The 22,553-nt window shown below is 37.4% G+C and carries 21 protein-coding genes; 8 read left to right on the top strand and 13 right to left on the bottom strand.

All coding sequences use genetic code 11. From position 1 onward, the window contains the following. Both BZK14_RS00835 and BZK14_RS00830 read right to left on the bottom strand, forming a co-directional pair. Positions 1-266 (bottom strand): nucleotide-binding protein (locus BZK14_RS00835; RefSeq protein WP_483887729.1); only part of this gene is annotated, 266 nt, incomplete at its 3' end. A 1-nt stretch (position 267) separates the two neighbouring features. Continuing rightward, positions 268-948 carry an HAD family hydrolase gene (locus tag BZK14_RS00830; RefSeq protein WP_077924718.1) on the bottom strand — a complete coding sequence of 227 codons (681 nt, stop codon included), beginning with the start codon at positions 946-948 and terminating at the stop codon, positions 268-270. Positions 949-1,118: 170 nt separating this feature from the next. On the opposite strand from BZK14_RS00830, the gene BZK14_RS00825 reads away from it, so the two are divergent. Further along, entirely contained in the window at positions 1,119-1,841 is a 723-nt protein-coding gene (locus tag BZK14_RS00825) for a pirin family protein (protein WP_077924717.1), read from the top strand. Here the strand turns inward: BZK14_RS00825 and tsaA are convergent. The 8 genes from tsaA to BZK14_RS00785 form a co-directional block, all read right to left on the bottom strand. Then, positions 1,818-2,492 (bottom strand): tRNA (N6-threonylcarbamoyladenosine(37)-N6)-methyltransferase TrmO, encoded by a 675-nt coding sequence (gene tsaA, locus BZK14_RS00820; protein WP_077924716.1) that lies wholly within the window; start codon positions 2,490-2,492, stop codon positions 1,818-1,820. The genes BZK14_RS00825 and tsaA overlap by 24 nt on opposite strands. Further along, complete coding sequence (gene ligA, locus BZK14_RS00815; protein ID WP_077924715.1) at positions 2,492-4,510, bottom strand: NAD-dependent DNA ligase LigA; 2,019 nt, start codon at positions 4,508-4,510, stop codon at positions 2,492-2,494. The genes tsaA and ligA overlap by 1 nt, the downstream gene beginning before the upstream one ends. 95 nt (positions 4,511-4,605) lie before the next feature. Then, complete coding sequence (locus BZK14_RS00810; protein ID WP_077924714.1) at positions 4,606-5,478, bottom strand: cell division protein ZipA C-terminal FtsZ-binding domain-containing protein; 873 nt, start codon at positions 5,476-5,478, stop codon at positions 4,606-4,608. Between the two features lie 90 nt (positions 5,479-5,568). Then, positions 5,569-6,492 (bottom strand): RDD family protein, encoded by a 924-nt coding sequence (locus tag BZK14_RS00805; RefSeq protein ID WP_077924713.1) that lies wholly within the window; start codon positions 6,490-6,492, stop codon positions 5,569-5,571. A 20-nt stretch (positions 6,493-6,512) separates the two neighbouring features. Continuing rightward, positions 6,513-7,139: a UbiX family flavin prenyltransferase gene (locus BZK14_RS00800; RefSeq protein WP_077924712.1), complete on the bottom strand. Its 627-nt coding sequence runs from the start codon at positions 7,137-7,139 to the stop codon at positions 6,513-6,515. Then, entirely contained in the window at positions 7,132-7,980 is an 849-nt protein-coding gene (gene hslO / locus BZK14_RS00795; RefSeq protein WP_077924711.1) for an Hsp33 family molecular chaperone HslO, read from the bottom strand. Before hslO ends, BZK14_RS00800 begins: the two co-directional genes overlap by 8 nt. A 39-nt stretch (positions 7,981-8,019) precedes the next feature. Continuing rightward, positions 8,020-9,585, bottom strand: a complete 1,566-nt coding sequence (locus BZK14_RS00790; protein WP_077924710.1) for a TerC family protein — start codon at positions 9,583-9,585, stop codon at positions 8,020-8,022. Between the two features lie 224 nt (positions 9,586-9,809). Beyond that, positions 9,810-10,214, bottom strand: a complete 405-nt coding sequence (locus tag BZK14_RS00785; protein ID WP_077924709.1) for a DUF596 domain-containing protein — start codon at positions 10,212-10,214, stop codon at positions 9,810-9,812. 196 nt (positions 10,215-10,410) lie between these two features. On the opposite strand from BZK14_RS00785, the gene mutS reads away from it, so the two are divergent. From mutS to BZK14_RS00770, 3 genes are all read left to right on the top strand, one after another. Further along, on the top strand, positions 10,411-12,984 hold the full coding sequence (mutS, locus tag BZK14_RS00780; protein WP_077924708.1) for a DNA mismatch repair protein MutS: 2,574 nt from the start codon (positions 10,411-10,413) through the stop codon (positions 12,982-12,984). A 167-nt stretch (positions 12,985-13,151) separates the two neighbouring features. Then, a complete protein-coding gene (locus BZK14_RS00775; RefSeq protein WP_077924707.1) occupies positions 13,152-14,330 on the top strand; it encodes a M20 aminoacylase family protein in 1,179 nt (392 codons plus the stop codon). 114 nt (positions 14,331-14,444) lie between these two features. Further along, positions 14,445-14,696: a glutaredoxin family protein gene (locus BZK14_RS00770; RefSeq protein ID WP_077924706.1), complete on the top strand. Its 252-nt coding sequence runs from the start codon at positions 14,445-14,447 to the stop codon at positions 14,694-14,696. Here the strand turns inward: BZK14_RS00770 and BZK14_RS00765 are convergent. Then, a complete protein-coding gene (locus tag BZK14_RS00765) occupies positions 14,674-15,339 on the bottom strand; it encodes a 2'-5' RNA ligase family protein (protein WP_077924705.1) in 666 nt (221 codons plus the stop codon). The genes BZK14_RS00770 and BZK14_RS00765 overlap by 23 nt on opposite strands. A gap of 4 nt (positions 15,340-15,343) precedes the next feature. Beyond that, positions 15,344-16,705, bottom strand: a complete 1,362-nt coding sequence (locus BZK14_RS00760; RefSeq protein ID WP_077924704.1) for an MATE family efflux transporter — start codon at positions 16,703-16,705, stop codon at positions 15,344-15,346. 105 nt (positions 16,706-16,810) lie between these two features. On the opposite strand from BZK14_RS00760, the gene BZK14_RS00755 reads away from it, so the two are divergent. The 4 genes from BZK14_RS00755 to BZK14_RS00740 all read left to right on the top strand — a co-directional run bounded on the left by BZK14_RS00755 (position 16,811) and on the right by BZK14_RS00740 (position 22,297). Further along, positions 16,811-17,287 (top strand): hypothetical protein, encoded by a 477-nt coding sequence (locus tag BZK14_RS00755; protein ID WP_077924703.1) that lies wholly within the window; start codon positions 16,811-16,813, stop codon positions 17,285-17,287. A gap of 260 nt (positions 17,288-17,547) precedes the next feature. Continuing rightward, the gene (gene pflB, locus BZK14_RS00750; RefSeq protein ID WP_077924702.1) at positions 17,548-19,815 is read left to right on the top strand and encodes a formate C-acetyltransferase; all 2,268 of its coding nucleotides are present in this window, start codon (positions 17,548-17,550) and stop codon (positions 19,813-19,815) included. A 168-nt stretch (positions 19,816-19,983) separates the two neighbouring features. After that, on the top strand, positions 19,984-20,862 hold the full coding sequence (gene pflA / locus BZK14_RS00745) for a pyruvate formate-lyase-activating protein (protein WP_077924701.1): 879 nt from the start codon (positions 19,984-19,986) through the stop codon (positions 20,860-20,862). A 31-nt stretch (positions 20,863-20,893) separates the two neighbouring features. After that, complete coding sequence (locus tag BZK14_RS00740) at positions 20,894-22,297, top strand: alanine/glycine:cation symporter family protein (RefSeq protein WP_077924700.1); 1,404 nt, start codon at positions 20,894-20,896, stop codon at positions 22,295-22,297. Between the two features lie 6 nt (positions 22,298-22,303). Here BZK14_RS00740 and BZK14_RS13165 read toward each other — a convergent pair. Continuing rightward, on the bottom strand, positions 22,304-22,553 hold a 250-nt coding region (locus BZK14_RS13165; RefSeq protein ID WP_171973605.1), incomplete at its 5' end, for a hypothetical protein.

The raw sequence follows: 22,553 nt of genomic DNA, 5'->3' as shown, positions 1-22,553 counted from the left end.
CTTTGATGATCTGCCGTAGGTTTCAACATAATAGGATTCATATCCACAGTTGGCGAAATGCCTGCGGCTTCTGCTTGTGTGGATTGTGCAATCGCCATTTCTGTACCATCGTCTAATATCACACTAAAATTGGACATATTCTGCGCTTTAAACGGCGCAGGTTGATAACCATCTTGTTTAAAGATGCGACAGAAACCAGTAGTAATCACACTTTTCCCAACATCACTGCCTGTGCCCACAAACATAATCGGTGCTAATTTTTTCATATCATCCTTCTTTGTTCATCAAATATGGCAAGGCTTCTTGCAAATCATCCATTAAGTATTGCACATCATTTTTTGTTAATGGCCGATAACCAAAGGCAACACCAATCATATCAACACTTGCTAATTTTGCAGCTTCTCGATCATCCAATGAATCACCAATCATCACAGCATCTATTACTCCAATATTCAGCGCTTGCAATGCTTTTAATAACAAATCAGGCGCAGGCTTATGTGCACCATCTTGCCCAGCAATGATCACATCAAAGTATTTATAAACATTCAAAGATTTCAATAATGCATATGTCAGTTCATTTTTCTTATTGGTAATTAAAGCAATGGCAATATTACGCTCTTTCAATGCTTGTAATAATTCTAATGCACCTTTAGATAAAACAGTTTGCTCACAAATATGCGCCAAATAATAAGCTTCATATTCATCTGCTAAAGCTTGAATGAGTTCATCAGTAATGCGATCTAAGTTATTCTCTAAGCTTTCCTGCAAGGCTCGCTCAGCTAATAACCAAACGCCATCACCAATGTAATGTTGTACATTCTGATCATCTATCGCAGGTAAACCCAATCTTTTTAATCCATATTGAATCGCCGTAATACGATCTGGCAAAGTATTGACTAATGTGCCATCTAAATCGATCAATACGGCTTTAACCTTACAATCTTTCATATCATCTTCACTTTAAACTTTTCAGCTCAAGTTTACAGATTTTCCACATCCTTTGCTGTGATAATTATGCAATTTTGGCAAACATAGTTCCATAATTGAAACGATAATCGACTATTTTATGACTTATAATAGCTTCAATCTTTTAATTATTCCAAAAAGGAAACAATGCAATGAAAAACTACAAAATCTTACGCAGTGAAGATCGTGGCTACGCTTCTCATGGTTGGTTAAAAAGCCATCATTCCTTTAGCTTTGCCAATTATCAAAATCCTGAATGGGTTCATTTTGGTGCTTTACGCGTGATCAATGATGACGTTGTGATGGGTGGTCGCGGTTTTGGTTCGCATCCACATGATAATATGGAAATTATTTCTATTCCGTTATCAGGCGATTTAGCACACAAAGATAGCAATGGTAATGAAAAAGTGATCAAAAATGGTGATATTCAAGTGATGAGTGCTGGTACTGGCATCGTTCACAGCGAATATAATGCCAATGCAGATACAGATGTAAATTTCTTACAAATTTGGGTTTTCCCAAATGAAAGAAATGTCACACCTCGCTACCAACAAAAAACCATTAATTTTGATCAAAGCCACAACAATTTCCTCACATTACTATCACCTGATCGTAATACTAAAGATAGCGTTTGGATTCATCAAAATGCATGGTTCTCATTGGCAACTATAGATGCAAATACAGCTGTAAAATATCAAAAGCATGATGCAAATAATGGTACATACATCTTTATTCTAGAAGGTGATGCAATGGTACGAGATGAAAAACTCAATACAAAAGATGCAATTATGTTTGATGATTTGGCAGAATTTGCAGTAACAACTAAAATCAATACAGCTAAAGTCTTAATTTTAGAAGTTCCGATGAATTTCTAAAATTTCAAAGCCATGCTGATTACGTTTAAAGCGGACGTTTAAATCTAAAATAGCAATCCCATAAATGCGATCTAGATTTTGATGATATGGTGGCAAAGGATTCTGAGCAATCACAGATTGAATCAGATCCTTTGCTTTTTCATCCAATAAATTAAATGCCATTTGTGCAGATGCATGAATACTTACCCTGCAATTTTCAGGTGCTTCCTTGGCAAATTGTGATTCAGCATCCAAAATGCTATCCGTAAATGGAATGTACGGCTTAATATCATAAATAGGCGTACCATTCACAAGATCATGCCCTTCCACTGTGATCATCACATTATCATAATCAATCGATACAATTTTCACAGCAGATAATCCTAGGCCATTCGGACGATATGGGCTACGTGTTGCGAATACCCCCATTTTTTGATTACCACCTAAACGCTGTGGCCGAACCTTTGCATCACCCTGCCATTCATTTTGATGAAAACCAAAAATCAACCAAATATGGCTATAGTTCTCTAAGCCATCCAAAAAGTCTTTAGATTGATAAGGCGGAATCAATTTAATCTCAGCTTCCGCCGATGTCACAAGCCTTGCTTGACGAGGAATACCAAATTTTTCAGGATAGCATCCCTCAATGATCGCAATCGGTTTAATATTCATTACAAAGGATATTTCGCCAAGAATTCTTCTTCATTCATCACCGTGATTCCCAATTCTTCAGCTTTTGACAATTTAGAGCCAGCTTTCTCGCCTGCCAAGACAACTGTTGTATTTTTAGAAACAGAGCTAGCAACTTTTGCCCCTAACTCAATCAAGCGATCCTTAATGCCATCACGGGAAAAATGTGCCAATGATCCTGTTGCAACCCAAGTTTCACCTGATAGTGGTAAATCACCTGCATTAGCAATGGGTGCAGGGTATTGAATTTCTACAAAGCTTGTTAAACGCTGTAATAATTGTTGACTAGCTTCGTTACGGAAAAATTCCACCAAATGATTCGCCATCACAGGACCAATATCATCAATTTTTTGAAAGTTCTCAGCCGTTTCATTTTGCAATGCTTCTAATGATGCATACTGATCTGCCAATACACGTGCTGTTGCTTCTCCAATTTCACGAATACCCAATGAATATAAAAATGCACTAAATTTAGGTTGTTTACTACCTTCGATACTTGCCAAAATATTATCTGCAGATTTCTCCCCCATTCTTGGCAACTCTAATAATTGAGCTTTATTTAACACATATAAATCAGCAGGATCTGTTACTAGATTTTCATTCACAAAAATCTCTAACCATTTTTCACCCAAACCTTCGATATCCATCGCTTTACGAGATACGAAATGCTTTAAGCGCTCAATGCGTTGTGCCTTACAGCTGAATCCACCTGTGCAACGGGCAACCGCTTCACCTTCCACACGTTCAATTGCTGAATCACATACAGGGCAAGTTTTTGGAAATAGAATTGGACGAACATTTTCATCACGATGCTCCAACACAACTCGGATTACTTGAGGAATCACATCGCCTGCGCGGCGAATCATCACTTCATCACCAATCATCACTTGTAAGCGATTAATTTCATCTTCGTTATGCAATGTTGCATTTGATACCATTACGCCTGCAACATTCACAGGTTCCAAACGCGCAACTGGCGTAATTGAACCCGTTCTACCTACTTGAAAATCCACATCCAACAATGTTGTGCGCGCTTCCATTGCTAAAAACTTATGGGCAATTGCAAAACGTGGTGCACGGGAAACAAACCCTAACTTTTCTTGCAGTGCATATTGATCCACTTTGTAAACAACACCATCAATCTCATACGGTAATTGATCACGATTCGACAAAATTTTCTCTTGATAAGCAATCAAATCCTTCACATTTTTCGCACTTTGATTCAATGGACAAACAGGCAACCCCAATGATTGCAAGCCTATCAATGCTTCTGAGTGCGCTGTAAATTCTTGAGGATTTTCTTCAATGATACCAATCCCATAAGCATAAAAACTTAATTGACGTTCTGCCGCAATTTTGGAATCCAGCTGACGAATACTGCCAGCTGCGGCATTACGAGGATTAGCAAATGGTTTCTCATTTTTCTTCAAACGCGCTAAATTCAATTTTTCAAATACTGACTTACGCATAAATGCTTCACCACGCACCTCTAATCGTGCAGGAAAATTCCCAGTTAATACCAATGGAATGCTTTGAATGGTCTTAACATTCTCCGTCACATCTTCGCCTTGTATACCATCACCTCTCGTTGCTGCACGCACCAAACGGCCATTTTCATATAGAATACTAATTGCCAAACCATCTAATTTTGGCTCTGCCCAATAAGTTAATGTTGCCAATTCAGATGATGTCAACTTTTCACGAATCCGTTCATCAAACCTCATTACATCATCTTCATTAAATGCATTATCCAATGACAACATAGGCATTTCATGCGTAATTTGATTAAATTCCTTTAAAATCATACCCCCCACTTTTTGCGTGGGCGAGTTTGGTAAAATTAACTCTGGATGCTCTGCTTCCAATGTTTTTAATTCAAGAAAAAGCGCATCAAACTCTGAATCAGTGAGCTCAATTTGATCCAATACATGGTAGTTATAATTTTGTCGATTAATTTCTGCCACTAATTCGGCAATACGATCCCTAATTGAATCACTCATTTTTCTTCCCTAACTTAATTAATCTTTCGTCCATAAAAAATGTTCTTAAAATTTATTTAAGAACACTTTTTATCTTTCTTTCATAATATTAATACTTAATGATTTGCTCGATGCTTTGCCCAAGCTTGCTGTTCAATTTCACTAATATCTGATAATAATTTTTGCACATACTCTTGATCAACAGGTCGTTGATTTTCATCCAAAAGTGTACCACCTAACTCTTGACCAAAAAATGCCGCAGCTTTCAACATATACTGCACTGTATTCATGTGTGCATCTGGCCCAGGAATTTGAGCAAAGAACAATAAACCTGGGATTTCCGCTTTTAAAATTTCTGGGTCATTGAAACTACCAGGATGAATCATATGCGCAATGCTATACATCGGTTCATCGCCTAAATATGTTGTCACAATCTGCTGCAAAAATCCTTCGCCACCAATCATTAACTTAAGATCATGACCTACTTCCAAAACTTCTTGGCCTAAATAGGGCTGATCATCAGGAGCTTTTAAAATCAAAGCAACAGTTCGAATAGCCGCAGGGCGTGCAAGGTTTTCTTCATTAGCAGATGAAACAACTTCTTTATTTCCCATCAAAGATTCTTTCATACGCGCAAAGAAACCTTTCTTAACTTCCGCTTCTACAGATACAGACTGAGCCTCAGTAATCAGATCATCTTGCTCGCTTTGAACTTTTTCTTCATGAATATCTTTTTGAGAGACGGATTCGATAGTTTCTTCAGTTTTGACAGCATTGGATGCAACAATGTCATTCCCATCATCCTCAAACATATCTTTATCCTGATCTTTCGGTAATTCTTTCTGACTAAATTCAGAAAAACTACTATCAATACTAGGCTCTATTCTATCGCCATCTTCCTCATCAATTTGTTTTTTCAATACAAACCAATAGACGATACAACCTACAATGATTATGAGTAAAATAATAGATCCGATTGATCCAAGCATACCTATTTCCTTATTCGCGTTTTTATATCTGATAAAGGTGATAATCAAAGCTCTATCATACTAAAAAAATAACATTTCAACTATTTAATCTTATCGCTTTGATTGATCAATACCCACAACGGTTGCAGTCAAACGATCAAATAATGTTTGTTTTAATCCTCGTTTATCATAAGCACCCATGATAAAAATACCCAATAGAATCAACAAACCAATACTACCCAAAAAGGTTGCTAGAATAAAAAATGCAACAATAATGAAAACTTGTCGCAATGCAGCTTGTCTTAGCAAAATTTGCGGAGAAACTAAGGAATAAACCTTAATTCTAAATAATTTTTTACCCAAAGTCGCATTATATTTGCTATCTAAAATACCAAAATATAATACTTGAATGGCAAATACAAAAAACATCATCTGCATAATTAAACTGGCAAATTCATCATTCCCCATATAACTATCGACAATATTTCGGATGTCTTCTTGAGTAGTTGCATTATTCATGGCTAGAGATAATTCGTGAATAGGCATTGTATTGAATAAACCTAATGGCCCTAATACTAATTCTAATAATAGATTAGAAATAATCATACAAATAATAATATCTAATAAATATGCCATAGCACGCTTCATCATAGGTGCTGGTTGCACACGAACAACAATTTTCTTTGGTTCATGAGCATCTGTTGACTGAACATCTTTCAATGTTTGCTGAATTTTAGCAAAGGCATCTTCTAATAATTGCTCAGTTTCTTTTTCAACATCCTCAATAGTTTGGCGATCTTGATTCAATGGCTCAATCTGAATCATCAATCCCAAATCCCCCAAATAGTCGCGAATATATTCGGCTTCCTCTAAGGTTGCTTCTTTCTTAACAACAATCTTATCTCCTGAAAACCATGATTCAAAAAAGTCATCTTCTTTTTGATAAGCACCTGCCAAGGCTCGTATGGCCATTTCTTTTGAATGCCCAGTTTTCAATTCGCCATGAAAAAATGCTTGATATTTCGATTGTTCCACTGTCTATCCTTAAAATTAACTTATTTTAAATCGCCCCATTTATTCATGAGATTATGTTCAATATCCAGCTGATCTAAAATTCTAGCCACCATAAAATCAATGATGTCATTCACTGTTTGCGGCATATGATAAAAACCAGGATTAGCAGGCATAACAATTGCACCTGCTTCGGTTAACGTTAACATATTTTTTAAATGAATGGCATTCAAAGGTGTTTCTCGAAGCACAATGACTAGAGGCTTGCGCTCTTTCATCATAACATCCGCAGCACGCTCAATTAAATTATTAGATTGCCCTGTTGCTACTGCGCTCAATGTTCCCGTTGTGGCAGGTACAATCACCATTGCTTTAGAAACATTAGAGCCTGATGCCATTGGGGCACTCCAATCTTCAATCCCATAAACAGTCACTAAGGTTGGATCATCACATTGAACCAACGATAATAAACGTTCTTTTTGAACCTGTGGCTGGCTACCCAACTGAATATCCATCTCCATCGCAAAAACTAATAAAGCAGCTTTGCTAATAACAATATTTAATGGATAACCATAAGATAATAATACTTCAATTAAACGTAAACTATATTGAACACCAGAAGCGCCTGTAATTGCGATAGAGATTCTTTCTTTCTCTTTGACATTAGGCATTTTCAATCTCTTTTAAATTTTGCTCACCAAAATCATAAGATTTACCACAGAATTCACATGCAACACTTACTTGCCCTTCTTCGGTAATAATATTTTTAAGCTCATCAATTGAGAATTGTTTCAATACACCTATGGAACGATCACGAGAACATTGACATTGAAAATGCAATGACTCTTCTTCAAATAAACGGACATCATCTTCTGAATACAAACGATACAATAATGTTTGTGTATCTAATTCATCCAGTTCTTCTGCTGTCACGGTATCTGCTAAATGACAAACGCGATTATAAGCATCTTCATCTTCCATTTCGCCTGGAATACGTTGAAGCAATAATCCACCCAATGTTGTTTCTGTATTACGCAAGAATAGAGATGTACGTAACTGCTCGGATGTCTCAAAATAGCGCTCAATTGCAGCACTGATTGAATCATCAATCAACGGGATTACGCCTTGATAACTACTTTCAATTGAATGAGCATTTTCGATTGTAATCACAACACGACCACCTTCCGTCAACTCTTTAAAAGTTGCATTTTCAGGTAAATCATCTTGATAGGTTGCAGTTGCGCGGAAGCCTCCATCATGTGTAATTTGCACAACCAACATATTCAAAGCGCCCGTTGCTTCAATCTGAAGCGTCATTTTGCCTTCAATCTTAATGGTTGCACTTAATAATGCTGCAGTTGCAACTAACTCACCTAAATATTTTTTAACAACTTCAGGATACTCACGTCTTTCTAAAACTTCTTGCCATGATGTTGTTAAACGGATGCGCTCACCACGAATCGGAAGATTCTCAAATAAAAAGCGTTGTAATATATTTGCATCATTTTGCATGATCTCACCCTGAAGTAACACTGTAAAATAGCAAGTATACTACAACATTTCCATTTTTGGTTTAGTCACATGTACACTTAATATTCGACGATCATCCACTTCTCGTGCTGTGAATTGATAACCTTGCAGCTCTAAAGAATCTCCTATAGATGGTACCTTATCAAAAATATCCACCAATAATCCTCCTAAAGAACTATAGTCATCTTCTTCATCCACTAAACCACGAACCCCCAATGTTTGTTCCACCAAATGAAGATCACATGAACCAGCGACTATCCATTCATTTTCACCCACTTCTTCAATGGATGCTTTTTCATCCTCATCAGGGAATTCACCTGCAATTGCTTCGATAATATCTAATAATGTAATCACACCATGAATAGAACCAAAATCATCTGTCACAATGACCATATGCCCACTTGTATGGCGGAAAATATCCATCATCTTTAAAACTGTCGTTGAACGATGTGAATAAATGGCTTGTTTAATTGTCGTTTCACGATCTAATTCACCTGTGGTCATTAAATCTGAAATGATGTCCTTTGCACGCGCAACACCGATCACTTCATCTAAACTACCATCACATACAGGAAAATAATTATGAGGAATCTCTTTGACTTGCGCTAGAATTTCCTCTTTAGAGGAATGAATATTGATCCATGAAATATCATTTCGTGGTGTCATAATTGAACGAATCACACGATCGCCTAAGGTTAAAACGCCGCTCACCATATTTCGTTCATCTTCACCAAAGAGCTCTTCTAATTCTGCATCAATTGGGTTATCTTCGGCCTCTTCTTCTTCATGCTCTTCAGATTTATCATTAGTACCCAACATTTTCAAGACTAAATTAGCCGCACGCTCACGACGTGAATATTTACTTTCACGCTTTAAAATATTTCTATTAATCAATTGGTTGATCAGCTCAATAAATACAGAGAAGCCAATTGCCGCATAAATATAGCCTTTAGGTACTTCTACACCAAACCCTTCCATGATCAGGCTTAAACCAATCATTAAAAGGAAACTTAAACATAAAACCACAATGGTTGGATGTCGATTCACAAATTCAGTCAATGGACGCGCAGCAAATAACATCAATCCCATAGAGATTGTCACTGCTGTGATCATTACCCATAAATGTTTAGCAATACTTGTTGCGGTAATCACTGCATCAAATGAGAATACTGCATCTAACACAATAATTTGTAAAACAATCGGCCAGAATTTAGCATAGCCCTTCGACTTGCCTTCGATAATAACGCCACCTTCAATGCGCTCATGAAGTTCTTTCGTTGCTTTTTGCAATAAGAAAAAACCGCCAAAGATCATAATCAGATCTCGCACAGAGAAAGAGTGTTGAAAAATGGGGTCAGTAAAAATCGGATTTGTCAGAGTAATCATCCACGTCATGACGGACAATAAACCAATACGCATAACTAAAGCTAAACTTAAGCCTGTGATTCTTGCGTGGTTTCTTTGACGAGGTGGAAGTTTATTAGAGAGAATCGCGATAAAAATTAAATTATCTATACCTAAAACGATTTCTAAAACGATTAAGATTATAAGCGAAACCCATATCGACGGGTCCAGCAGAACTTCCATATACTTCCTCTATAGTGACAAATGAAGCGTATAATGTGCAACACTTTCTTTTTTGATGCAAATACTTTTACAATAATTCACATTTTTTGTGCTGATTTTTAATTCAAGTCATATTCAAGTTTAAATTAAATATATAATGCTTTAACAATCAAACATCACCTAATTTTATCATTCTCAAACTTTATTAATAACACTATAGCAATGCATCTACTCAATAATAAAAATCAAGTCCAAACATAATTTCCATCAGATACAATCCAAACAATCCCGACAGGACAATAAATCCACCACCACAGACCTAAGTCATCTAGATCATTATCCTCATTTATATAAGGAAAACATGGCCATTTATTTTCAATTAATCTCAATTGTTCTTTAACTGGTAAATTAACTAGATTTTTTGTCCCCATATAATTAAATTTCACTTTTTCATTTAAAAGCATCTTTTCTAATAAACTAAAAAAAGCCTGAGTCCTAAGTTGAAAACCCGAGACACTTTCGAAATCATATTGCTCGTCAATTTTCTGCAATTCTATACAAAAATTAAACCACATAGTGTTTAAAGAAAATTGAAATTGTGTTTGTAATGCCCAATTGTATAAGTTATCTAGTTGTTCTTCATTCAACATAAGAAACCTCTATTATTTTAGAATCCTAGTCTAAATTAGACTATATCCAATATAATTTATATTATAAATTTTTGCTCATAGAAGTATCTCTCTATTCGTGCCTCAAAATGTTATGATTACTATCATTTCACAATAGTGACTGTAATGATTTGCTATAAAACATTATAGATAGGATTTTATTTTTAGAGCAGAACCAATGACAAAACAAGAGAAAGCCACGACTCATACGCCCATGATGCAGCAATATTTAAGCATCAAATCATCTTACCCAAACATGCTATTGTTTTATCGCATGGGGGATTTTTACGAACTGTTTTATGATGATGCGAAACGAGCTGCGAAACTTCTCGATATTACATTGACAGCTCGTGGGCAATCCGCAGGTGAACCTATCCCAATGGCGGGGATTCCTCACCACGCTTCTGAAAGCTATTTAGCAAAGCTTGTGCGTGCAGGCGTATCTGTTGCCATTTGTGAACAAGTGGGCGAAGTACCTGCCAAAGGCCCTGTAAATCGTGAAGTTGTGCGTGTATTAACACCCGGCACATTAACAGATGAATATTTATTAGACACAAAGAAAGATAACCAAGTGGCAGCCATCGCCTTTGTCAATGACAAATGGTTATTATCATGGTTGGATTTATCCAGCGCACGTTTTATGTTGACCGATCCATTATCAGAATCTGAATTGCTCTCAGAATTAATCCGTTTACAACCTTCTGAGCTCATTGTGCCAGAAGAATTAGCCATCCCTGAATCCATTTCAAGAATGACAATCGTGCAAAAATATCCTGATTGGCATTTTGATTTAGCCCGCAATGCAGAAAAATTATTGAGCCATTTCAAATTAAACTCATTACAAGGCGTTGGTTTAACGAATGATGCTTTGCCAATCATGGCAGCAGGTGCATTATTAACGTATGCGAAAGAAACACAAAAGAGCGAATTAGAACACATCACAACTTTGCACATCGAGCACATTGATGATGCTTTGATTTTAGATACAACCACCCGCAAAAACTTAGAAATTGAGCGTACATTAAGTGGTGGTACAGATCACACATTAAGAAGCTTAATCGACCACTGCCAAACGCCGATGGGTTCACGCTTATTATCACGTTGGCTCAATCGCCCACTCCGTGATCAACGCATTTTAAATCAGCGCTTAGATTTAACTGAAAGCGTGGAACATTATGTCAGCACATTAAAACCCCTATTGAAGCAAATCTCCGACATTGAGCGCTTAACAACACGCATTTCACTGAAATCAGCGCGCCCACGCGATATGATTCAATTGAAGGAGAGCTTAAAACAAGTTCCTGAGCTTGCCAATATCATTCATCAATCAGATACAATCCAAGTGATTAATCCTGACTGGTTGCAGGATTTAGTCGCACATCCTGAATTAGTGGATTTATTGGAACGTGCGATTGTAGATGAACCGCCTGTATTGATTCGTGATGGTGGCGTGATTCGTAAAGGCTACAATGCGGAATTAGATGATCTATTAGCGCTCAATCATGAAGGCAAAAATTTCTTACTGCAATTAGAAGAAGACCAAAAAAAACTCACAGGTATTCATCAATTGAAAGTAGGCTATAACCGTGTACATGGTTACTACATTGAAGTGCCCACGCAATTTGCAGATCAAATGCCTACAGAATATGTGCGCCGCCAAACGTTAAAAGGTGTTGAACGTTATATTACGCCTGATTTGAAGCAATTCGAAAATAAAATTCTCCATGCCAAAGAGAATGCATTATCCCTTGAAAAACAATTGTGGGATCAGTTATTGGATAAGTTGATTCCCCATGTCACAGCGCTTCGTTTATTGAGTGATGCGATCGCTCATGTGGATATTTTCACGAACTTCTGCACACTTAAAAATTCTTTGAATTGGCATCGCCCTGAATTCAGCAATAACATTGGTATTGAGATCACCAATGGTCGTCATCCAATTGTAGAATCCACAATTTCACACCCATTCATTGCCAACAGCACATCATTAACGCCAAATCAACGTATGCAGATTGTGACTGGGCCAAACATGGGCGGTAAATCCACCTATATGCGCCAAACAGCATTGATCACCCTGCTTGCTTATATTGGCTCTTTTGTACCTGCGGATGCTGCGGTACTTGGCCCTGTGGATCGTATTTTTACACGAATCGGCGCACAAGATGATCTATCATCAGGGCAATCCACATTTATGGTGGAAATGTTAGAAACTGCAACGATCCTCCATTATGCAACAGCAAAAAGTTTAGTCTTAATGGATGAAGTTGGGCGCGGTACATCAACATTGGATGGTTTATCTTTAGCTTGGAGCGCGGCTGTTTATTTAACAACTCAGTTAAAAGCGTTGACGATCTTCGCAACCCACTATTTTGAAATGACAGAGCTCGAAAACCTCTATCCTGAAATTGTGAACTTGCATTTAGATGCTGTAGAACATAAAGATCAAATCATATTCATGCATGCTGTGAAAAAAGGTGCAGCCTCCAAAAGTTATGGTTTACAAGTTGCAGCACTCGCAGGTATTCCGCCAAAAGTGATAGAAATGGCAAAAAGTAAATTGCATGAACTAGAACACTCTTTTGCTGCTGCAACAACACAACATGCAAAAGCAGAGCCGCAAGTACAAACACAATTGTCACTGTTCACAGAATCGATTCATCCTGTGGTTGAACACTTAAAATCAATTAATATTAATAATTTAACACCAAGAGATGCATTAAACCTATTGTATGACTTACAAGATAAGCTATAGTTGATTTAGAAGCCTTTAAATTTATTTGGACGTAAAAGCCAAGGTTTTGTAATCTTGGCTTTTTATTTTTTAATCATATATGTAAACAATGTTTTTATTTGAAAACATAGTATGAGCATGCTAGATTCAAATTAATTATCTATAAACGATTCATCACAGGAGAAACCATGCTTCAACATAATGTATTACTTGGCATCGCAGCATTTAAAGATGAAATGATCGCCATTCGCCATAAAATCCATAGCAACCCTGAATTAAGTTTTGAAGAGACAGAAACTAGTACTTTAGTTGCCTCATTATTAGAAAAATATGGCTATCAAGTGACTCGTAACATTGCCAAAACTGGCGTTGTTGGCCAACTCAAAAATGGTGATGGCCCAAGCATTGGTTTGCGTGCAGATATGGATGCTTTGCCAATTCATGAAGCAACAAGTTTATCCTATGCCAGCCAAAATAAAGGAAAAATGCACGCTTGTGGGCATGATGGACATACTGCAACATTACTCACAGCGGCACGCTATTTAGCAGAAAACAGGGATCTGTTTAAAGGCACTATTAATGTTATTTTCCAACCTGCAGAAGAAGGTTACGCAGGTGCCGAAAAAATGATCCAAGAAGGATTATTTGAAAAATTCCCCTGTGATGCAATCTTTGGTTTCCATAACTGGCCAGGTTTTGAAGCAGGTCATTTTGGCTTTCATGCAGGGCCAAGCATGGCTTCAGCTGATACTGTTAAAATCACAATTGAAGGCAAAGGCGGACATGGTGCAATGCCCCATTTAAGTGTTGATCCCGTGGTTGTTGCATCATCAATTGTGATGGCACTACAAACAATCGTTGCACGCAATGTGAATCCATTGGAAACAACCATCATCACTGCAGGTACGATTCATGCAGGTTCAGCAAGCAATATCATTCCCAATGAAGCCCATATGGAATTGACTGTGCGTAATCTGAATCCTGATGTTCAAGATATTGTGGAGCAACGCATTAAAGATACCGTTGAATATCAAGCCAAAAGCTATGGTGCAACTGCGAAAGTTGAATACATTCGTGATTATCCATTACTCAATAACTCAGAGAAAGAAACAGCATTTGCTGAAAAAGTTGGGCGTGAATTTTTAGGTAATGATTACATCATCCAAGATTTTAAACCCATCACAGCCAGTGAGGATTTTGCTTTTATGTTACAAAAAGTTCCTGGGTGTTATGTCTTTGTGGGCAATGGTTTAAATGGTGCCCAAGGTTGCTCTTTGCACAATGCACATTATGATTTTAATGATGAAATCTTACCTGTGGTTGCATCCTATTGGGTGAAATTGGTGGAAGCATATTTAAAACCTTAAGATTGCTATAGCACGCTTCTTTTTTTATGGTATTGTACTAAAGCAATAAAAAGCGCTCAAAGCCTTGATCATAGGCGATCAAGGCGAAGTTTTAAAAATGTGAGGTCATAAAAAATGTTAGACAATACAACCACTTCACCCATTTTGCTGTATGGCACCAGCGATTGTCATTTATGTGAAGAAGCTATGGATATCCTCAAAGAAAATCACATTCCTTATGAGTTTATCGACATCGCACACGACAACAATCTTGTAGAACAATTGGGTTGGTTTATTCCAGTGATTAAGCTGCAAGAAGAGATGATCAAAAGCCCAATTGATTGGGATACTGTGTTACCAAAAATCAAAGCGACTCTCGACATCTAATCACAGATTGATCCCATAAATTAATCATAAGCTCGTCTTTCAATTGTCCGCCTGATATAGTTGGCACATAAGAAACGAGCTTTATTACATTAAGCTTCAAGGTAATATCTTCTTCAATTTCAAAACGCTTTAACGCTTCTAAAATCACATCTGTTGGCCATTCATCATTGTATAAACCCACTGTCACATGAGGAAAATAATCATAATTCTCTTCAAAGTGATCGTATTTAGCCAAGCTATCATTCAATCTTTTTAAATCCCCCTGAAGATCTAATACTTCAAAACCTGGCGCAATTGCATAACTGATCAAAATATTGCGAATGGCGACTTCTATTGCATTCAATTCTAACGACAAAATCTTTTCAACATCTTGCTCAATGACATCTAAGCAATAATCATCATGATGCTGTTTTTCAGTGGATAAAAACCCACAAGGCGCTAATGTAATATGCGGCTGACGTACATAGTTAGCAATTAAATATGAAGATAAATGTTGCTGCGCTGCTCGATAACGCTGTAAAAATAGATCATCACTGAACTCAAGCACCCACACAGCATATTTTGATCGCCCCTTATGCCATGCATAAAAATCATTATTTAAAGAGCCATATGTTTTAGGATATTTAAGCAATTCTGAAAACATTAGATTATACAGTCTGTTCTATATTTAAACGTTTAGTTTCCCATCTACGAGACTTCCAGCGCCAAGCATTCACTAAACCACGTACCCATTCATCACATAAGAAACCGATCCATATACCAATCAAACCCATTTCTAATACGAAGCCAAAGAAATAACCTACAGGAATTGCCAATCCCCACATAAATACTAATGCTGCATAAAATGGGAATTTTGCATCACCCGTTGCACGAAGTGCATTGACCATTACAATATTTTGCGTACGCCCAACTTCCAATAAAATAGATAATAAAAAGAGCGGCAGCAATAAATTCATAATCACAGGATCATCTGTAAAACGCCCCACGATAAAATGACGTGCAAAATAGAATACTACCACCACAGCAAATGTCACAAGCATCCCTGTTCTTAAACTTTTAAAAGTTCGCTTGTAAGCATCATTGAATCTTGATGCACCCACCAAATGCCCAACTAAAATCTCATTACCAATACCAATGGCCAAAGCAAATAGCATTAACATATATGATAATTGTAAATAGATATTATGTGCCGCTAACGCATCTTCGCCCATTTTCCCCACAAATGCGAGCATCACTAACATTTGCGCTGTCCATGATAAGTTCTCACCTGCCGATGGCAAGCCAATTTTCAAAATCTGTTTTAAAATGCCTTTATGAAACTGAAAGAACATTCGCCATTCTAACTTCACTTTAATACCAAAAAATAATAGATAAAATAGCAAAGCAACGCCCACCATACGACCTAACAGAGTTGATAATGCAACACCATGCAATCCCATTTGAGGAAAACCAAATAGACCATGCAAGACAAGAACATTCCCTAAAACTGTCACAATATTCATAATCAATGAAACATACATCGGTGCTTGAGAATAGCCATACACACGTAAACATGATGCTAAAATGATTGCAACAGCCTCAAAAATCAAACAAATTCCAATGATATGAAAATAGTCATAAGCCATATCTAAAATAGTTTCAGGTGTATTCATCACTTCTAATAAAGGGCGACCAAAAAACCAAATGGCTAAAAAGGTGATAAATCCTAAAAGTAAATTTAACGTAATGGATAAATGTATTGCTTTACGTGTAACTTCTCGATTACCAGCGCCCAAATATTGGGCCACAACAATGCTACAGCCAACGCCAATGAAATTAAGAATCGCTACACTTGTTTCAAAGAACTGATTACTTGCAGCCGTAGCAGCCACCATCTGCATAGAAACATGACTGATCATCCAAGTGTTGATCAACAACGTCACAAGATGTAAGAAAATATCGATGAAGATCGGCCAGCTAATTGAGAACAGCGACTTCTCCGTCACGATATGAGTTTGAGATGATGACATAAATTTTTACTGAACTAAAAAGGCGCATTATATACTGTTTCCGCTTTAATGGTATAATTTAGGTATTCATATCGCGATACATTTTAATATCATAAAGGAAGAAAAATGAGTGAAGTAAAATCACGCCCTAATATCTTTTTAACAGCGCTTGGCTGGCTATTTTTGGTGATTGTTAGCTTTGTCATCTCTCGCCCATCATTACTATTTCCAATCTCCTTTATCCCCGTCATCACTATCCTACTATGTTATTCACTCTATTCAGAATATTCCGAATTCAGAAGGATAGCTCTAGCAATTGGTGCATTATCATTTTTATTTAGCGCATTCACCTTAATTTCTGCATCCTATATGGATACATTACCCAACAACTTATTGAACTTAGAATTTAATTATGGGTTTATGTTAATTTTAACCACATGGCTCTTTGTCGTTGTTAGCGGTTTTATCACTACAATTTTTATTCTCGTTAAAATTATTCATCGCCATTCATCCGCCATGTTAATGCTACTCATCAATTTCATTGTATTTCTTGCGGGCTTTTACTTCCTTCGTTGGTTCATACCTTATATGCTACAAGGGTAATCACTTGAAACAAATATGCGTAAAAAATAGAGATAATGAAATATTATCTCTACCACTTTTTAATAAAACTTATAACTTACATTAATAAACATTACTTAAATACAAAATTGCATAAAACTTTAATTTTTAGCACTAAAATTGCTTATACGTGTAAATTTAAACATTAAAAACGAAAAGAAATATTTAGAATTAGAATATAATAAATACAAGCAATACATTTGTTTCTGACAACAATATTTAACCTTTGATTAGGAGTTATTATGAAAAACAATAATGCACAAAACATCCAAAACTTTGATCTTGCATGGCATGATTTCAAAGGTACTGAATGGAGAGAAAAAGTTGATGTGCGTGACTTTATACAAAATAACTATACACCATATGAAGGGGATGACTCTTTCTTAGCAGGCCCGACTGCAAGAACAGAACAATTATGGAAAGAATTATCAGTATTGTTAGCCAAAGAACGTGCATGCCCAGGCGGCGTTTTAGATGTTGCAGATCAAGTAGGTTCTCGCATTGATGCTTTTGATGCAGGTTATATTAATAAAGATTTAGAAAAAATTGTAGGCGTACAAACAGATGCACCATTAAAGCGCGGATTATTCCCAAATAGCGGATTCCGTTTAGTTGCCAACTCATTAGAAGAAATTGGTCGTTCTTTAAGCCCTGAATTAGAAAACATCTATTCTAACTATCGTAAGGATCACAACCAAGCAACATTTGATATGTATAACTCTGTGATTCGTGCTTGCCGTTCTTCTGGTGTCATCACAGGTTTACCTGATGCTTATGGCCGTGGTCGTATTATCGGTGACTATCGCCGTGTAGCATTATATGGTGTTGATTTCTTAATTAAAGCAAAAGAAGCTGATAAAGCAGAAACAGATAACTGGGAGTTCAATGAAGATACTTTACGTTTACGTGAAGAGATGTCTGAACAAATCCGTGCATTGGGTGAATTAAAAACAATGGCAATGAGCTATGGTTTTGACATCAGTCGCCCTGCTGAAACAGCACAAGAAGCAATTCAATGGACATATTTTGCATACCTAGCTGCAACTAAAGAGCAAAATGGTGCAGCAATGTCATTTGGCCGTGTTTCTACATTCTTAGATGTATATATTGAGCGTGACCTAAAAGCAGGTAAAATCACAGAATCAGAAGCACAAGAGCTAATTGATGATTTAGTCATTAAATTACGTATCATCCGCTTCTTACGTACTGAAGATTACAACCAATTATTCTCAGGCGATCCAACTTGGGTAACTGAATCCATCGGCGGGATGGGTAAAGATGGCCGCACATTGGTTTCTAAAAACAGCTTCCGTTTCTTACACACATTATATAACTTAGGACCAGCACCAGAGCCAAACTTAACCGTTTTATGGTCAACAAAATTACCTAAAGGCTTCAAAGATTTCTGTTCTAAAGTTTCTATCGAAACAAGTGCAATTCAATATGAATCAGATGATTTGATGATGCCAAAATGGGGTGATGATTACGGTATCGCATGTTGTGTATCAGCAATGGCGATCGGTAAGCAAATGCAATTCTTCGGTGCTCGCGCTAACTTAGCAAAAGCATTGTTATACGCAATCAACGGCGGCGTGGATGAAAAATCAGGTAAATTAGTTGCTAAAGGTTTCGACACAATCACTGATGAAGTTTTAACATACGACAAAGTGATGCCAGCTTACGATAAAATGATGGATTGGTTAGCAGAAACTTATGTAAAAGCATTGAATGCAATCCACTATTCACATGATCGTTATGCTTATGAGCGCATCGAAATGGCACTGCATGATCGTGATATCCTACGTACGATGGCTTGCGGTATCGCTGGTTTATCAGTTGCGGCGGACTCATTAGCTGCAATCAAATACGCAAAAGTTAAGCCAGTTCGCAATGAACAAGGTATTGCAATTGACTTTGAAATCGAAGGTGAATTCCCAGCTTATGGCAACAATGATGAGCGTGCAGATGAAATTGCCGTCATGTTGACTGAATCTTTCATGAACAAAGTGAAAGCACAGAAAACTTACCGTAACTCAGTACCAACACAATCAGTATTGACCATCACTTCTAACGTTGTTTATGGTAAAAAAACTGGTAATACGCCAGATGGCCGCCGCGATGGCGAACCATTTGCACCAGGTGCCAACCCAATGAATGGCCGTGATACTTCAGGTTTCGTAGCAGCAGGTGCTTCAGTTGCTAAAATTCCTTATGAAGCAGCATTGGATGGTATCAGCTGGACAGCTTCAGCAACACCAGGGGCTTTAGGTAATACATTGGCTGATCGTGTGAATAACTTAGCTAACTGCTTAGATGGTTACTGTGGCGCAGATGGTTTCCACATCAATGTTAACGTATTTGATCGTGATACATTAGTAGATGCAATGAATCATCCTGAAAAATACCCACAATTAACTGTTCGTGTATCTGGTTATGCTGTGAATTTCATCAAATTAACCAAAGAACAACAAATGGACGTTATTAACCGTACATTCCATATGAAAGCATAATATACTGATCAGTATATAGATATGGGGCATACTACGGTATGCCCTTTTATTGTAAAATAAGTTTAAAAATATTCCACTAATACCTTGCCTGCAAGGCGAGATATTAATCGTATAGTTAGCCTTAGAGCCATTTAACTATATTGTGATGATAAATATTAAAGGTGATGCATGAGCAGAGATCAAACTTTGATACCGACCGTTTCCCTTGCAGAGCTTGAGAAACTAGATTTAGACAACTCCACCAAACCTGCTGGCGTAATTGCACCAGTTGTCATCAACGAAGATAATAAGCTCTCTGGCTTTGTTCACTCCATAGAAACAGGTGCAGCTGTGGATGGTCCCGGTGTTCGTTTTGTGATGTTTAGCGCGGGTTGCCAATTTCGTTGCCTATATTGCCATAATCCTGATACTTGGAAACTCCGTAATGGCAAGCTCAAAACTGTAGATGAAATCGTCACTGAAATTGGTAAATATGCACGCTTCTTAAAATTTGCGGGTGGCGTCACATTTTCTGGTGGTGAACCTTTAATGCAAGCCAATTTCATTGGCGAAATCGCCTACCGTGTGAAGCAAGAATACAACTTACACATCGCATTAGATACTCAAGGATTTTTAGCTGGTCACTTGGATGATACATGGTTTGATAACATTGATCTTATTATGTTAGATATTAAACATATTGATCCTGTAAAATATCAAGCATTAACCGCGCAACCTCTACAGCCTACGCTAGATTTTGCCCATCGCCTTGTTAGAATGGGGAAACCTATGTGGATTCGTTATGTATTAGTGCCTGGCATATCAGATGATCTCGCAGATGTTGAAAAACATGCCCAATTTGTCAAATCACTACAAGATGAATCTCTGGCACTACATGGCAAGAAACTCATTGAACGAGTTGAAGTTCTGCCCTTCCATAATCTTGGTGAATCTAAATGGCAAGAACTTAATTTAACCTATACTTTGTCTGAAACTGAAGCACCCACACCAGAATTTGTACAATCTATAAAAGAAATATATAAAAAATATGAGCTACCTGCTGTATAGTTATGCAGTTTTTATATTTTAAGGATTGTTCATGAGCATTCTCAATTGGCTAACAGGACCTTTTAATAACTTTATTTGGTCCTATATACTAATCATCGGCCTTTTATCTCTAGGTTTTTACTTCACATTCCGTACTCGATTTGTCCAAGTTCGTTTGTTTAAACAAATGTTGAAAATGACTATCGAAAAAAATCCCGGAACAGATGGCGTTTCAGCATTCCAAGCATTCACAATCAGCGCTGCTAGCCGTGTAGGTACAGGCAATATCGCAGGTGTTGCATTAGCCATTGCCATTGGTGGGCCGGGCGCAGTTTTTTGGATGTGGTTAATTGCCATCATCGGCATGGCGACCGCTTTTATCGAAAGCACACTGGCTCAGGTTTATAAAGTTAAAGATGGTGATACATTCCGTGGTGGCCCTGCTTACTATATGGAAAAAGCATTAGGCTTACGTAAACTCGGCGTTGTATTCGCAGTGCTTTTAGCAATCACATTTGGGTTCATCTTCAACTCAGTACAATCCAACACAATCGCCCATTCATTCGCTTCTGCATTTGGCTTTGATTACACCGCAATTAGTATTGTATTGGTTGTATTAACGGCAGTGATCATCTTTGGTGGCGTTAAGCGTATCGTCACTTTCACCCAAGTAATTGTCCCTGTGATGGCAATTTTCTATATCGGCTTAGCTATTTATGTTTTAGTAACTAATATCACGAAAGTCCCTGAAATGTTTATGTTAATCGTGACAAATGCTTTCGGCTTCAATGAAATCGTAGGCGGTGGTATCGGTGCTGCGATCATGCAAGGTGTTCGTCGTGGTCTATTCTCCAATGAAGCTGGTATGGGTTCTGTGCCAAATGCGGCAGCTGCTGCAAACGTCACGCATCCTGCGAAGCAAGGCTTAGTTCAAAGCTTGGGCGTATTCTTTGATACCATCATGGTGTGTTCCGCTACTGCATTCATCATCTTATTATCGGGCCTATATACCAACGTTACACCAGAAACTACAGGCGTTGTATTGACGCAAAACTCACTCGCATTACAAATGGGTAATTGGGCACAATACTTCGTAGCAATCGCTGTGATGTTCTTTGCATTCAGCTCCATCATTGGTAACTACTACTATGGCGAAACAAACATCGAATTCATCAATGGCAACAAAATCATGCTATTGGTTTATCGTTTAATCGTATTGGCTATGGTGATGTTTGGCGCGATGATCAACATGCAATTAGCATGGGATTTGGCAGATGTATTCATGGGCTTAATGACGATCATTAACCTTGTGATCATCTTCAAACTCAGCAAAATCGCATTTGCTGTGAGCGATGACTTCAACCAACAATTGAAAGAAGGCAAAGATCCTGTATTTAAAGCATCGAGCATCAAAGGCTTAAAAAATACAGAATGTTGGGGCGATGAAGATAAGTAATCTTCCCTAACCTACAAAACAAACAAAAGCCCATAAAAATGGGCTTTTTTGTGGTGTTCTGGTCAAGCTAAACACTACCAAAAATCCTGCTGTTACTAAGAATCCTACGGTTTGCCCCTGTGTCTCTTCATTAAAATCTTTTAGCCCTATGATTAAGGCTTTCTTAACATCTTGACGACATGCCGGAGAATTAATGTCAATTTTACAATTTGGGCTTGTTTTTTCAGCAGTAATAATATTTTCAATTTGTTCATCT

The sequence above is a fragment of the Wohlfahrtiimonas larvae genome, assembly GCF_002006755.1.
Lineage (GTDB): Bacteria > Pseudomonadota > Gammaproteobacteria > Cardiobacteriales > Wohlfahrtiimonadaceae > Wohlfahrtiimonas > Wohlfahrtiimonas larvae.
This window is presented reverse-complemented; position numbering and strand designations above follow the sequence as displayed.